Below are 13,452 nucleotides of genomic sequence, written 5' to 3' on the forward strand. Positions count from 1 at the left end.
AGCTCAGCGGTCGGCCAGCACCTGATGGGCGGCGTTGTAGCCGGGAATGAAGGTGATCCCCGGCCCGCCATGACAACCCGCACTTCCCAGATACAGTCCCTCGACCGGTAGCGGCTGCCCGAGGAAGCCCCGGGGGCCGGGCCGGTTGGGGCCGATCTGATCCGAGTTGAGCAGACCGTGGCAGTAGTCGCCGCCCGGCGCGCCGAACATGGTGCCCATATGACGCGGGGTGAAGGTGGTGTGCCGAGTGATGCTGCGCTCGAAATTCGGTGCCAGCCGGGTGATTTTGTCGATCACCCGCTGGCCCATCTCCACCTTCATCTCGCCGTAGTTCCCGTCCCCCTCGATCGGGAACCACAACGCGAACGCCGACGCGGCGTGCTTCCCGGCCGGCGCCAGATCCGGGTCGTGCAGCGACGGGATCTGCAGCACGACGGTCGGGTCGGACGGCACGATGCCGCGGCGCGCGTCCTCCCACTGCTGCTGCACCTCCTCGGGAGTACAGAAGATGCCCAACGAGGCCTGCATGGCGGGGTCATTGAGCGCCTCGTAGGGCGTAGCGAACACCGGGGCCTCATCCAGCGCGAAATGCATCTGCAGATAGCTGCCCCGGTGGTCGGTGCGCGCGTAACGTGCCCGGACATCCTCGGGCACGGCGGACGCGTCGATCAGCTGGGTGACCGTGATGTCGGGGGCGACGGCGGACACCACCACCGGTGCGGTCACGGTGTCGCCGGATTCGGTGCGCACCCCGGCCACCCGGCCTTTGGAGCCGGCACTGTCGACGAGGATCTCGGTGACCTTGGCGCGCAACCGCAGCTGCCCGCCCAGCCCGGTGAACGTGTCGCACAGATGCCCGGTGAGCGCACCGATCCCGCCGCGCAACTTCTTCATCAGCACAGTGTTCTCATCCGGCACACCGAGGCCGTAGGCCAGCGCCGCGGCGCTGCCGGGGGTCGCCGGTCCGCGATAGAGCGTGTTGACGGCCAGCACGGTGAACGAGCCGCGCAGTGCCGCGTGCTTCTCCGGATCCGGCAGGTAGCGGTCCAACACGTCGGTGACCGAACCGAAGAGCATGTCGTCGACGGCGGATCGCTCGAACTCGTTTGTGGCGCAGGCATACATCTCGTCGAGCGTCTTCGGCGGCCGGCCGGCCTCGAAGCGCCCCAAGGCCCGGGTGGGGGCCTGACTCCAGGCCAGCAGCCCGGCCATGCCGTTGACCGCCTCGGCGCCGTGCACCTCCGACAGGTGGGTGAACAGCCTCATCGGGTCGGTGTATTGGATCAGCGGGTCATCGCCGACGCCGCGCATCGCCACCGACATGACCTCGAGATCGATGCTGTCCAGGCCGTCCAACCCCAGTTCCGCGCTGACCACGGCCGACGTCGGGAACTGCACCGAACCGGCGATCTCAAACCGGTAGCCGTCGAAGAGCTCCACCGTGGAGGCCATCCCACCGGCGTAGCGTCCGCTCTCCAGGCACAGCGTGCGCAGTCCGGCGCGCTGCAGGATGAGCGCCGCCGCCAGCCCGTTGTGCCCGGCGCCTATGACGATCGCGTCGTAATCGGTCTTGCAGTCGGTCATGGACCCCGCCCTTCCCCGCTTTCCGGGAACGCTGGCACGCGTGGATAGTTTTGTCAATAATGACGTAACTAGAGGTTCCGGAGCGAGTCCAGCGCGGTATGGCACATCCGGGCCAGCTCGGCCAACGAGCGGTCGGCGCCCAACATCCAGACCTCCATCGCGGCGAACACCGCCGCCGCGATACAGCGTGCCGTCACCGCGATTCGGAGCGGGTCACCGCATTCATGGGGCGGTCCAGCGGCCCGCAGCCGCTCGGCCACCGCGTCGGCGAAATCGGTCTCCACCTGCCGGATGTGGCGCACGATCCGCTCCGGATCGAGCTCCTCGGCGCGCAGCGCGGCGATGCGGGTCACCGCCTCGACGTCGTAGGGAAACGCGAAGATGGCGGCCTGAACCGCCTCGGCCATCGGTTCGTCCGGCGGGCGGGCGGCCAGCGCGCTGCGAAACCACTGCAGCCCGGCGTCGTAGTCGGCGAACAACAGGTCGTGCTTGGAGTTGAAGTGCCGGTAGAACGTCCGCAGCGAGACGCCGGCGTCGGCGGCGATCTGCTCGGCGGAGGTGTCCTCGACGCCTTGAGCGAGAAACCGGACCAGCGCGGCCTGGCGCAACGCTTCACGGGTGCGTTCGCTGCGCGCGGTCTGCGGCGCTCGGGGCGGCATGCGGCTAAACGTACCCCAGCACCGCATTCACCGAGAATGACAATATTGACAAAACCATGGGCCGTGATGACACTGAGCGCATGATCTCGCTCATCGTGCACGCGGTGCTGGGCCTGGCGACAATCGGCTGGATCGTGACCTCCAACCGCGCGGTCTTCGCGAAACCGTCTGGGGGCGGGCTGTTCTCACCCCTGGAGATCGTCTACTACGTGATCGGCATCGGCTCGATCGTGCTGGGCTGGTACTTCAACATCCGCTTCGTGAACGAGTACGCGCAGGGCCCCAACCACAACCCGATCTGGGGGCCCGGCAGTTGGACGCAGTACATCCAGCTGATGTACACCAATCCGGCTGCCGGTTCGGCCAGCCAGGACTACACCATCATCAATGTCATTCTGCTGCCGCTGTTCACCATCGTGGACGGCTACCGGCGCGGGCTGCGGCACCCCTGGCTCTACTTCGTGTCGAGCTTGTTCACCAGTTGCGCGTTCGCCTACGCGTTCTACTTCGCCACCATGGAACGTCAGCGACGGCACGCCAAGGCTTCGTCGTAGCGGGGTCGTGGCGGGGTCGTAGTGGGGTCGTAGTGGGGTCGTAGTGGGGTCATAGCCGGACTGCCTCCCGACGCTGCGAGATAGGCTGATCGCGACGACGGGAGGAATGTCGTGGCCAAGCCGGTGGCGCCGCGCGGATCCGCACGCGAGCGGGTGCTGCAGGCGGCATTGGCCCTGTTCGTGGAGCACAGCGTGGGCGGCACGTCGATGCAGATGATCGCCGACCGGCTGGGCGTCAGCAAACCGGCCGTCTACTACCAATTCCGGTCCAGGGACGACATCGTGATCGCCTTGGTGGAACCGATGTTCGACGACATCGTCCGGGTCATCAAGATCGCCCAGGCCATGCCCACCCAGCAGGGCAAGCGTGACGTGATGGTCAGCGGCGTGGTCGAACTCGCCGTGCGCTACCGCCGTCTCACGTTCCTGTTCTACGACCGAGCCGTGGAACACGCCGTGCGGTCGCGTGAGGATTTCATGGCCCTCGGCGATGACGCGGCGGCGATCCTGCATGGCCCCGAACCGGACGCGACCACCCGCGTCATCACCACGGCGCTGATGGCGGGCACCTTCACCGCCGCAGCCGATCCGGAGCTCGAGGACATCGCCGACGAGGAGCTGCACAAGATCCTGCTGGCCACCGCACGCCGGGTGATGGAGCCGCTGACCTGAGGATCAGCCCCAGGTCCACACGCCCATGTCCTCGGCGGGGTACTGCTCGCACACGTCGGTGGTCCGGGCAGCGACCCCGTGGTTGTTGAAGAACAGCTTCGACCAGTTCGGCCACGCGAAAGCGAGGTTCTCGTAAAAGGCGTTGGTGGCCAGGTTTTCGGAGTAGGCGCGTCGGCCCGGGTAATCCATCGCGTAGAACCAGTGGATCCGGTCCTGCACCGCCCGGTGGAGCTGCGGGGATTTGTTGTTGTAGTCGATCATGTACCGCTCGTAGTAAACCGGTGCGACATCGCGGGCGGCCGCCATGATCTGCTCAGCGGTGCAGCTGGTGTGCAGCATCCGGTTGGGAATCGGGAAGTTCTCCGTCGCATCCGCTGAGGCGGTGCCCGCCGCGGCCATACCGGCCAGGAGCATCGCCGCTGAAACGCCTGCCACCGCACACGCCGCGGGCCTCATCACCAACCTCCCCGATGAGCTCCGCCACCGGAGCCGACGAGCTCATCGCTCGGGTTCCGCTGCAGCGGCGCCGGCCAGGGTGCGGGCTTGGGCCGCAGACGCGGCACCTGCGGCCACCAGAACCATTTGCCGAGCAGGGTTGCGATCGACGGTGTCATGAACGAGCGGATGATCAGGGTGTCGAGCATCAAGCCCAACCCGATGGTGGTGCCGACCTGGCCGATCACCCGCAGTTCGCTGATCGACATCGCCATCATGGTGAAGGCGAACACCAGTCCCGCGGCCGTCACCACCGACCCGCTGCCGCCCATGGCCCGGATCATCCCGGTGTGCAGCCCGGCGTGGATCTCCTCCCGCAGGCGCGACACCAGCAGCAGGTTGTAGTCGGCACCCACCGCCAACAGGATGATCACCGCCATCGCCATCACCATCCAGTGCACCGGCAGACCGATGATGTGCTGCCACAGCAACACTGACAGTCCGAAGGCACTGCCGAGCGACACCACGACGGTCCCCACGATCACCAGTGCGGCCACCACCGCTCGGGTGATCACCAGCATGATGATGAAGATCAGGCACAGCGCCGCAACGCCGGCGATCATCAGGTCGTAGTTGGAACCCTCCTGCATATCCTTGAACATCGCGGCGGTACCACCGACGTAGATCTTGGAGCCCTCCCACGGGGTGGTCTTGATGGCCTCCTTGGCGGCGAGTTTGATCGCGTCGATGTGCGCGATGCCGTCGGCGCTGAGCGGATCTCCCTCGTGGGTGACGATGAACCGCACCCCCCGGCCGTCCGGAGACACGAACATCTTCATGCCGCGCTGGAACTCGGCGTTGTCGAAGATCTCCGGCGGCAGGTAGAAGGAGTCGTCGTTGCGGGCTTTGTCGAAGGCATCGCCCATCGCGGCGGGGTCGCCCTGGGCCTCCTGCTGTTGCCTGGCCAGCCCACTCTGGGTGGCATACGTGGTCAGCATCATGGCCTTGGTGTTCTTCATCATCTGGATCATCGGCGGCATCAGCGCGAGCATCTGCGGCAGTTGCGCGGCCATCGCATCCATGTCCGGGACGATCTGCTTGAAGTTGTCGGTCATAGTGTCGACGCCGTCCATGGCGTCGAAGACCGATCGCAGCGCGTGGCAGATGGGAATGTCGAAACAGTGCGGCTCCCAGTAGAAGTAGCTGCGCATCGGCCGGAAGAAGTCATCGAAGTTCGCGATCTTGTCACGCAGCTCCTCGATGTCGGAGACCATCAGGTGCATCTTTCCCACCATGCGGCCCATGGTGGCGTTCATCTCCTCCATGAGCTCGATCATCTTCGTCATCGTGTCGATGTTGACCTGCATCTCCTCGGCCTGGGCCAGCATCTCCGCGGTGCGGTCGTCGTTGAACTTGCGGGTCATCTCCTGGCCTACGGCCTGCATACCCATCATGTAGCCGAAGGTGGAGTGCTCCATCGGAATGCCCTGCGGCCGGGTGATGGACATGACCCGGGAGATGCCGGGTACCCCGGTGACCCGCTTGGCAATTCGCTCGATGACCAGGAAGTCGGCGGAATTGCGGATGTCGTGGTCGGTTTCGATCATCAGCATCTCGGGGTTCATCCGCGCCGACGGGAAGTGCCGGTCCGAGGCCAGGAAACCCTGGTTGGCGGGTAGCGACTCCGGCATGTACGCGCGGTCGTTGTAGCCCGGCTGGTAGGCCGGCAGTGCGAGCAGACCGACCAACGCGACTGCGGTGGCCGCGATCAGTATGGGGCCCGGCCAACGGCTCACGGCCGCACCGATTTTGCGCCAACCCCGTCCTCGGTCGGCGCGCTTGGGTTCCAGCAGTGTGCCGAACCTGCCGGCCACCACAATGACGGCCGACCCCATCGTCAACGAGGTGATGACGACGACCGTCATCCCGATTCCCAGCGGAATGCCCAGCGACTGGAAGTACGGCAGCCGGGTGAAGTGCAGGCACAGCGTGGCGCCGGCGATGGTCATGCCCGAGCCCAGCACCACATGCGCGGTACTGCGAAACATGGTGTAGTACGCCTGTTCCCGGTCCTCACCGGCACTGCGGGCTTCCTGGTATCTGCCGATCAGGAAGATCGCGTAGTCGGTGGCCGCTGCGATCGCCAGCGTCACCAACAGGCTGGTCGCGAACGGCGACAGCCCGATCAACCCGTGATAGCCCAGGAATGCCACGATGCCGCGGGCCGACATCAACCCGGTCACCACCATCGCCAGCGCCAGCAGCACAGTGGTGATCGATCGATAGACCATCAGCATCATGGTGATGATGACCACGAACGTCAGCGCCTCGATGACGTGCATGCTGCGGGTGCCGGCCTTGTCCTGATCAGCTGAGAGCGCGGCCCCGCCGGTCACGTATGCCTTGACACCCGGCGGCGCCGTGAAGCTGTCGACAGCCTCCTGCACCGCCTTGACCGACTCGTTGGCCAGCGCCTCACCCTGATTGCCGGCGGTGTAGATCTGCACGTAGGCGCACCTGCCGTCCGGGCTCTGGGCGCCGGCGGCGGTCAGGCGATCGCCCCAGAAGTCCTGGATGTGTTCGACGTGGGTGGTGTCGGTCTTGAGTTTGGCGAGAATCTCGTCGTAGTAGCGGTGGGCGTCGGCACCCAGCGGCTCTTCGCCCTCGAGCACCAGCATGACCGAGCTGTTGGAGCTGAACTCCTTGAACACCTCACCCTGACGTTTGACCGCGATCATCGACGGCGCCTCGTCCGGGGTCATCTGCACCGCGGCCATCTCGGCGACCTTCTCCAGCTGCGGGACGGTCACGTTCGCCAGGACGATGATGCCCATCCAGGCCAGCATGATCGGAATAGCCAGGCGCCGAATCCATTTGGCGATCCGGCCGCGCTCGGCGCCGTGCGGGGAACTGTCGGTTCGGGTGCTCATGCGGATTTCACCAGGCAAAAGGTCAGGGCGCTGGCGCCGGTGGCGATTCTTTCGTCTTTGAGCTCGTTGTCGATGCTGATGCGGCATCCCAGGGTGGAGCCCTTGCCCTGCGCGTACAGGTTCGGCGACACCGCGGAAAGGTTGGTGCTCAACGTCACCGACCAGGGCAGGGCTGCGGCGTCGACGCGCTGCGGCCTGCTCTCGAGATCGAGGTAGCTGATGTCGGCGGTCGCGCCGGGTTCACCGAAGACCTCATAGGTGACGACCTTCGGGTTGTACGGCTTGGTGTCGTCGACCTTGGTGCTGACGAGGTTGGAGTTCTCGCCACCGAAGTAGGTGCGTATCCGCAGCACGGTCAGCGCCCCCAGGGCCACTACCGCGACGATGAGCAGCGGCATCCAGGCGCGCTTCAGCGCCGTCATGGAGCAGACTCCGCCGTGCTCGAAAGCCGGTGCACTTGTGAGTTCAACACGGCTAAGCCCCCTGTCTCTGCCCGAGTCTGTGGTTAAGCGTTACGAACGGCAAAGTTATATGATTAGTAAAGTCAGATCAAGTGATCGGTCAGTTCAATCGTGCGACGTGGCCCACGTCTGTGACCGGTCCGCTCGGACAGCAGGAGGCGTGTGGTGGCGAAGACGGCGGCCCCGCGGGGGTTCGCGCGAGATCGGGTGTTGGATGCCGCTCAAGGGCTGTTCGCAGAGCACGGGGTGAGCGGCACGTCGCTGCAGATGATCGCCGACCGACTGGGCGTCAACAAGTCCGCGGTGTACTACCAGTTCCACTCCAAGGACGACATCGTCGCGGCCGTATTCCGCCCGGTGTTCGAGGACATCGCCCGGGTGGTCAGCATCGCCGAGGCGATCCCGTCCCGCGAGGTCCAGCGGGAGGCCACCATCAGCGGCATCATCGAACTGGCCGTCCGCCACCGCCGGACCACGGCCCTGGTCCACGCCGATCCCGCCGTCGCCGGCGTCATCGAGGCCGTCGGGGAGTTCCAGGACGCCTCCCGACGCCTGCAGACCATCCTGGCGGGGCCGGATCCCGGCCCGGACACGCTCATCGCGATCGCGGTCCTGGTGCCCGGAATCCTGGGCGCGGCAGCCGATCCCACGGTTGCCGACATCCCCAACGACGAGCTGCACCGGATGCTGCTGGACTGCTCGCGCCGGCTCTTCGCCTCCTGACAGGCATGCGGGTCAAGCGTGGTGGACCACTCACCGGAAGGCTCTTGCTGCCGCTCCCTTCTCGGGGTCTCGGCGTCCAATCCCGGTTCCTGAGCCAAATGCCTAACGACGTATGTGGTTGTTGCCCGCCTTTGAGCGACAACTGACGTTATGTCGGGTTGGTGATGCGCGACTTCGCCCGCGCTTCGGCCCGCAATGCCATCACCTGATGGTGATTCCGGTACTCGGTACTGCGAGGACCGTGGTCGTTGTCGCTCAAAGGCGGGCAATTATCTATATGGTCCCCGGCCCCTGCGCCGGAAGTCAATGCCGAAGAGACGGCTCCAGCACGTCTACACCCACGTAGGGCACCAGCGCGGCTGGCACTCGGACGCTGCCGTCGGCCTGCTGGTGGTTCTCCAGGATCGCCACCAGCCACCGGGTGGTGGCCAGGGTGCCGTTCAACGTCGCGGCGGTCTGCGGCTTGCCGTTCTCGTCGCGGTAGCGGATGGCCAACCGGCGCGCCTGGAAGGTGGTGCAGTTCGACGTCGACGTCAACTCGCGGTAGTTGCCCTGGGACGGCACCCACGCCTCACAGTCGAACTTGCGCGCAGCCGAAGACCCGAGATCGCCTGCGGCGACGTCGATCACCCGGTAGGGCACCTCGATGCGGGCCAGCATCTCACGCTGCCAGCCCAGCAGCCGTTCGTGTTCGGCCTCCGCCTCGTCGGGACGGCAGTAGACGAAGCCCTCGACCTTGTCGAACTGGTGCACCCGGATGATGCCGCGGGTGTCCTTGCCGTAGCTGCCGGCCTCCCGGCGAAAACACGACGACCACCCGGCGTAGCGCAGCGGTCCGTCCGACAGGTCCAGGATCTCGTCGGAGTGATAGCCCGCCAGCGGCACCTCGGAGGTGCCCACCAGATAGAGGTCGTCGGCCTCGAGCCGGTACACCTCGTCGGCATGCGCCCCCAGAAACCCGGTACCGGACATGATCTCCGGGCGCACCAGGGCGGGGGTGATCATCGGGGTGAATCCGTTGTCGACCGCCAGCCGCACCGCCAGCTGCAGCAGGCCCAACTGCAACAGCGCTCCGCGGCCGGTCAGGAAGTAGAACCGCGAGCCGGAGACCTTGGCGCCGCGGGCCATGTCGATCAGCCCCAGCGCCTCACCGAGCTCGAGGTGATCCCGCGGATCCGTGATCGCCGCCGGCTCACCGACCACATCGCGCACCGTGTAGTCGTCCTCGCCCCCGGAGGGCACCCCGTCGATCACCACATTGGCGATCGCCAGATGCGCGCCCGCGAACGTCGTCTCCGCATCATCCTGGGCGGCCTCGGCGGCCTTGACCTGTTCGGCCAGCTCCTTGGCCCGCGCCAGCAGCGCGGGGCGCTCCTCCGGGGATGCCGCGCCGACGGACCGGCTGGCCGCCTTCTGTTCGGCACGCATCGTGTCGGCCGCCGCGATCGCCGCTCGCCGCGCGGCGTCGGCTGCCAGCAGGGCGTCCACCAGGGCCGGGTCCTCGCCGCGACCCACCTGGGAGCGGCGGACACGGTCGGGGTCTTCACGCAGCAGCTTCAGGTCGATCACGGCGCAACCCTACAACCCGGGCCAACCCGGTCCGCGGCATCACTTTCGCATCATTTGTCACGCTTCGGCGCCTGCCTGTCAGAATGGACGCGATGTCGAAGGCAGCCGACCAGGAAAATCCACCCGCAAAGCGGGTGTCTTGGCTGCGCACACTGCAGGCCGCCGCGACGCGACGCACGCTGCTGCTGACCGCGCTGGGCGGGCTGCTGATCGCCGGGTTGATCACCGTGGTGCCGGTCCTCGGCGAGGGCCCCGCCGGGCTGCTGGGCCACCTCAGCGCCGAACCGGTGGCCGGGGCGGGCGCCAAGGGTGCCGCACCCGGCCTGGGGATCGGCACCGTCAAGGGCAACGAGGCGATCGACCACGCGGTCGCGGGCGACTGTCTGGACTGGCCGGACGACGACCTGGACGGGGCGACGATCGTCGGCTGCGCCGAGGAGCACAAATTCGAGGTCGCCGGGCCGGTGGACATGAAGATGTTCCCCGGCGCCGAGTACGGCCCGGACGCCCCACCGCCGTCGATGGCCCGCATCGAGCAGATCACCCAGGAGCAGTGCGAGTCGGCGGTGCGGCGCTACCTCGGCGCCAAGTTCGACCCGCACAGCAAGTTCGTCGCCAGCATGCTGTGGGCCGGCGAACGGGCGTGGCGGCAACACGGTGAGCGCCGGATGCTGTGCGGCCTGCAACTGCCCGGTGTCGGCGGCCGGCAGACCGCGTTCACCGGCAAGGTCGCCGACATCGACCAGTCCAAGGTGTGGCCGCCCGGCACCTGCCTGGGTATCGATCCGGCCACCAACCAGCCCAACGACGTTCCGGTCGACTGCGCGGCGCCGCATACCAAGGAGGTCACCGGCACCGTCAATCTGGCCGAGCGGTTCCCCGGCGAGCTGCCGCCTGAACCCGAGCAGGACGCGTTCATCAAGGACTCCTGCACGCGGCTCACCGACGCCTACCTGGACCCGGTCCAGCTGCGCGACACCACGCTCACGCTGACCTACGCCACCGTGTCGCTGCCGAGTTGGTCGGCGGGCAGCCGCGAGGTGGCCTGCAGCCTCGGCGCCACCCTGGGCAACGGTGGCTGGGCGGCGTTGATCAACAGTGCCCGCGGGTCGCTGCTGATCAACGGCCAGCCCCCGATCCCGCCGCCGTCGATCCCCGCGGAACGGCTGAACCAATTGCCGGCGGGCAGCCAGCCGCGGTGAGTGTGCAGATGGACCCGCGCCGGTTCGACGATCTCGTCTCCGACGCGCTGGACCTGATTCCCGCCGAGCTGGCCGCCGCCTTCGACAACGTCGTCATCCTGGTGGAAGGCCGCAACGCCGAGGAGCCCGACCTGCTCGGGCTCTACGAGGGTGTGGCGCTGACCGAGCGCGACTCGAGTTACGCGGGGTCCCTGCCGGACACCATCACCATCTACCGGGAAGCCCTGCTGGAGATGTGCGGCTCCGACGACGAGGTCGTCGACGAGGTCCGGATCACGGTGATCCACGAGATCGCCCATCACTTCGGCATCGACGACGACCGGTTGCACGAACTGGGCTGGGGCTAGCCCGCAGCTCACGCGGGTATCACGACCCGGACCCCGAACCGTTCGAAGTCGCGGTCGAAAGTGGCGACGGCACCGCCGTACTCAACGGCAAGCGCGGCGAGGTGGGCGTCATTGCTGAGATTGCCCGCGGTGTCCAGCAGTCCGCGAAGTATCGCCCGGTGCCGGACCGTCGGCTCCACGACGACGCCGGCAGGTGTCGCCAGCCAGGCGTCGATGAGGTCGAACGCCTGCGCTGCCCCGTCAGCCAGTCGTGTCAGGCCGCGGGATCGCATCATGCGTTGATGTCAATCCGCCACGACGCGCCGGTTCGTACACCGGCCCCCGCCGCGGCGCGCCGCCGCGATGTTGTCGGCGCACAGTGCTAGGAAAGGGCCATGGATGACCACTGCCGAGACTGCCGGGCGGGGTTGGACCACTGCCACGGCACGCTCATCCACCACGTGGCGCATGCCGCCGAATGCACCGAGGACGGCTGTCCCGGCGAGGTGCTGCCGCATTCGTTCGCCCTGGATTGTGAGGCGGTCGGCTGCCGGTGCGCCGAGGTGTACGCGCTGGCGGTCTGAGCCCTCAGCCCATCGGGTCGGTGTCGGAGCGCAGCGCGTCGCCGACCGGGTCCGCGTCGGGTTCGGGATAGAACGGCGGCGTCATCGAGCCCCACTGCACGCAGCTCCAGCGGCCATCGGTGATCGGGGCCAGCACCACGGCCGTGGCGTTCTCCAGGTGATGGTCCAGTGCGAAATTGCCGTCCACCCCGGCCAGCGTCGCCGCGGCCAACCGGATCGCCGCGCCGTGACTGACCACGACGATGTCACCGGTCCAGTCGTCGTCATCCAGATAGCGCATCCGCAAGTCGGTCACCACCGGCAGATAGCGGTCCAGGACCTGCTCGGCCGACTCACCGCCGGGCAACGCCAGGCCGGGCTCACCGGAGTGCCACCGCTGATAGATCGCGTTGAACTCGGCGATCGCGTCGTCGTCGCTGCGGTTCTCCAGCGCGCCGGCCTGCACCTCGTGGATGCCGTCGAGTTCGCGAACGGTCACGCCGAGCGGGCCGCCGATCTCGGCGGCGGTCTGGGTGGCGCGGACGGCCACCGAATGGACCACCAGCCTCGGACGGTGCGCGCGCTCGGATGCGAACGCCCGGGCTTGGTCGCGGCCCAGCGGTGTCAGCTCGGATCCGGGTGGGCGGGTGTCGAGCCGGCGGTCGACGTTGCCGTAGGACTGGCCGTGCCGCAGCAGCACCAGCCGGCCGCTCACGACGCCGCCTCGCACCCGCCGGCCGGTCCGGCGGGCCAGGACCCCAGATACCGCACGTCGGCACCGCTGCGGCGCAGCGCCTCCAGCGCCTCGCCGACGACGCCGTCGTCGATGTGTCCGACACAGTCCAGGAAGAACAGGTAGGTGCCCAGTCGAGCACGGGTGGGCCGGGACTCGATCCGTGTCAGATCGATTCCGCGGCTTCCGAACTCGGTCAGGGCCGCCGCCAGGGCCCCCGGCGCGTTGTCAAGGCGCAGCACCACAGAAGTCCGGTCGGCGCCGGTGCGCGCCGGCGGCGGCGCGGGCGCGCCGACCAGCACGAAGCGGGTGCGGGCGTTGGGTTCGTCGATGACGCCGTCGGCCAACGTCACCAATCCCCGTTGCTTGGCGGCCAGCGCGGTGCTCACCCCGGCATCCACCTCGCCGTCGCAGACCTGCTGCGCGGCAGCGGCATTGGAGTTCGCCGGCACGACGTGGGCCTGCGGCAGGTGCTCAGCCAGCCAGCGTCGCACCTGGGCGCCGGCGACCGGGTGGGCGGCCACCGTGCGGATATCGGCCACCGCCCGCCCCGCTGCGACGACGACCGAGAACGTGACGTCCAAGGCGGTTTCGGCGAAGATCTGCAGCGGCGAGCCGGCCGCAAGCGCGTCCAGGGTGGGTGTCACGCCGCCCTCGATCGAGTTCTCGATCGGCACACACGCGTAGTCGACGGCGCCGCTGCGCACCGCGTCCAGGGCGGCCGGTGTGCTGTCGGCCGGCACCGGTTGATGATCGTGATGGTCGCTGCCGGGAACCATGCCGGCGCCGGTCAACGCGAACAGCGCCGCTTCGGTGAAGGTCCCCGCCGGGCCGAGATAGCTGATGCGGGTCACCGGTCAACCCTATCGGCCGCGGCCCGCCGGCGCGGTCACCGGCGGCGCCGGCGGTGAAGCCAAGTGCACGTTCGACCTCGAGCGTGAAGCCAACTTCACGTTCGGCGGAGACGGCCCCGGCGAACTGAATTCCGCATTTTCGGTTGCGCGGAACCCCACATTTAATTAAGTTAGGCTTACCTCACTT

Annotated in this window: 16 protein-coding genes; 7 read left to right on the forward strand and 9 right to left on the reverse strand. The window is 67.5% G+C overall.

All coding sequences use genetic code 11. From position 1 onward, the window contains the following. Positions 1 to 3: 3 nt before the first annotated feature. Both AWC16_RS12545 and AWC16_RS12550 read right to left on the reverse strand, forming a co-directional pair. Positions 4 to 1,584: a phytoene desaturase family protein gene (locus AWC16_RS12545; protein WP_085265085.1), complete on the reverse strand. Its 1,581-nt coding sequence runs from the start codon at positions 1,582 to 1,584 to the stop codon at positions 4 to 6. A 68-nt stretch (positions 1,585 to 1,652) separates the two neighbouring features. Further along, positions 1,653 to 2,243, reverse strand: coding sequence for a TetR/AcrR family transcriptional regulator (locus AWC16_RS12550; RefSeq protein WP_085265086.1), 591 nt, complete (start codon positions 2,241 to 2,243; stop codon positions 1,653 to 1,655). Positions 2,244 to 2,323: 80 nt separating this feature from the next. Between AWC16_RS12550 and AWC16_RS12555 the strand changes: the two genes are divergently transcribed. Continuing rightward, positions 2,324 to 2,797 (forward strand): DUF2834 domain-containing protein, encoded by a 474-nt coding sequence (locus AWC16_RS12555; protein WP_085265087.1) that lies wholly within the window; start codon positions 2,324 to 2,326, stop codon positions 2,795 to 2,797. Positions 2,798 to 2,908: 111 nt separating this feature from the next. Next, complete coding sequence (locus AWC16_RS12560; protein WP_085265088.1) at positions 2,909 to 3,469, forward strand: TetR/AcrR family transcriptional regulator; 561 nt, start codon at positions 2,909 to 2,911, stop codon at positions 3,467 to 3,469. Between the two features lie 3 nt (positions 3,470 to 3,472). On the opposite strand, the gene AWC16_RS12565 is transcribed toward AWC16_RS12560, so the two are convergent. The 3 genes from AWC16_RS12565 to AWC16_RS12575 are packed head-to-tail and all read right to left on the reverse strand — an operon-like array spanning position 3,473 to position 7,256. Then, a complete protein-coding gene (locus tag AWC16_RS12565; RefSeq protein ID WP_085265089.1) occupies positions 3,473 to 3,925 on the reverse strand; it encodes a DUF5078 domain-containing protein in 453 nt (150 codons plus the stop codon). After that, the gene (locus AWC16_RS12570; RefSeq protein ID WP_085265090.1) at positions 3,925 to 6,834 is read right to left on the reverse strand and encodes an MMPL/RND family transporter; all 2,910 of its coding nucleotides are present in this window, start codon (positions 6,832 to 6,834) and stop codon (positions 3,925 to 3,927) included. The genes AWC16_RS12565 and AWC16_RS12570 overlap by 1 nt, the downstream gene beginning before the upstream one ends. After that, positions 6,831 to 7,256, reverse strand: coding sequence for an MmpS family transport accessory protein (locus tag AWC16_RS12575; RefSeq protein WP_085265091.1), 426 nt, complete (start codon positions 7,254 to 7,256; stop codon positions 6,831 to 6,833). Before AWC16_RS12575 ends, AWC16_RS12570 begins: the two co-directional genes overlap by 4 nt. A gap of 204 nt (positions 7,257 to 7,460) precedes the next feature. Between AWC16_RS12575 and AWC16_RS12580 the strand changes: the two genes are divergently transcribed. Further along, the gene (locus AWC16_RS12580) at positions 7,461 to 8,018 is read left to right on the forward strand and encodes a TetR/AcrR family transcriptional regulator (RefSeq protein ID WP_085265195.1); all 558 of its coding nucleotides are present in this window, start codon (positions 7,461 to 7,463) and stop codon (positions 8,016 to 8,018) included. 303 nt (positions 8,019 to 8,321) lie between these two features. On the opposite strand, the gene serS is transcribed toward AWC16_RS12580, so the two are convergent. After that, a complete protein-coding gene (serS, locus tag AWC16_RS12585) occupies positions 8,322 to 9,587 on the reverse strand; it encodes a serine--tRNA ligase (RefSeq protein ID WP_085265092.1) in 1,266 nt (421 codons plus the stop codon). Between the two features lie 92 nt (positions 9,588 to 9,679). On the opposite strand from serS, the gene AWC16_RS12590 reads away from it, so the two are divergent. Together AWC16_RS12590 and AWC16_RS12595 are read left to right on the forward strand one after the other, a co-directional pair. Beyond that, entirely contained in the window at positions 9,680 to 10,789 is a 1,110-nt protein-coding gene (locus tag AWC16_RS12590) for a septum formation family protein (protein WP_234812244.1), read from the forward strand. After that, positions 10,786 to 11,136, forward strand: coding sequence for a metallopeptidase family protein (locus tag AWC16_RS12595; protein WP_085265094.1), 351 nt, complete (start codon positions 10,786 to 10,788; stop codon positions 11,134 to 11,136). The genes AWC16_RS12590 and AWC16_RS12595 overlap by 4 nt, the downstream gene beginning before the upstream one ends. 8 nt (positions 11,137 to 11,144) lie before the next feature. Here the strand turns inward: AWC16_RS12595 and AWC16_RS12600 are convergent, their stop codons facing one another. After that, positions 11,145 to 11,411, reverse strand: coding sequence for a PIN domain-containing protein (locus AWC16_RS12600; protein WP_085265095.1), 267 nt, complete (start codon positions 11,409 to 11,411; stop codon positions 11,145 to 11,147). Between the two features lie 99 nt (positions 11,412 to 11,510). Here AWC16_RS12600 and AWC16_RS12605 point away from each other — a divergent pair, with 99 nt between their 5' ends. Then, positions 11,511 to 11,699, forward strand: a complete 189-nt coding sequence (locus AWC16_RS12605; RefSeq protein WP_085265096.1) for a hypothetical protein — start codon at positions 11,511 to 11,513, stop codon at positions 11,697 to 11,699. A 4-nt stretch (positions 11,700 to 11,703) separates the two neighbouring features. On the opposite strand, the gene AWC16_RS12610 is transcribed toward AWC16_RS12605, so the two are convergent. Continuing rightward, entirely contained in the window at positions 11,704 to 12,393 is a 690-nt protein-coding gene (locus AWC16_RS12610) for a histidine phosphatase family protein (RefSeq protein WP_085265097.1), read from the reverse strand. Continuing rightward, positions 12,390 to 13,265 carry a prephenate dehydratase gene (pheA, locus tag AWC16_RS12615; RefSeq protein ID WP_085265098.1) on the reverse strand — a complete coding sequence of 292 codons (876 nt, stop codon included), beginning with the start codon at positions 13,263 to 13,265 and terminating at the stop codon, positions 12,390 to 12,392. The genes AWC16_RS12610 and pheA overlap by 4 nt, the downstream gene beginning before the upstream one ends. On the opposite strand from pheA, the gene AWC16_RS23890 reads away from it, so the two are divergent. Beyond that, positions 13,255 to 13,434, forward strand: a complete 180-nt coding sequence (locus AWC16_RS23890) for a hypothetical protein (RefSeq protein ID WP_133055934.1) — start codon at positions 13,255 to 13,257, stop codon at positions 13,432 to 13,434. The two genes, pheA and AWC16_RS23890, sit on opposite strands and share 11 nt — an antisense overlap. Positions 13,435 to 13,452: the final 18 nt, after the last annotated feature.

This window comes from Mycolicibacter longobardus, from assembly GCF_002102265.1.
Taxonomy (GTDB): Bacteria; Actinomycetota; Actinomycetes; order Mycobacteriales; family Mycobacteriaceae; genus Mycobacterium; species Mycobacterium longobardum.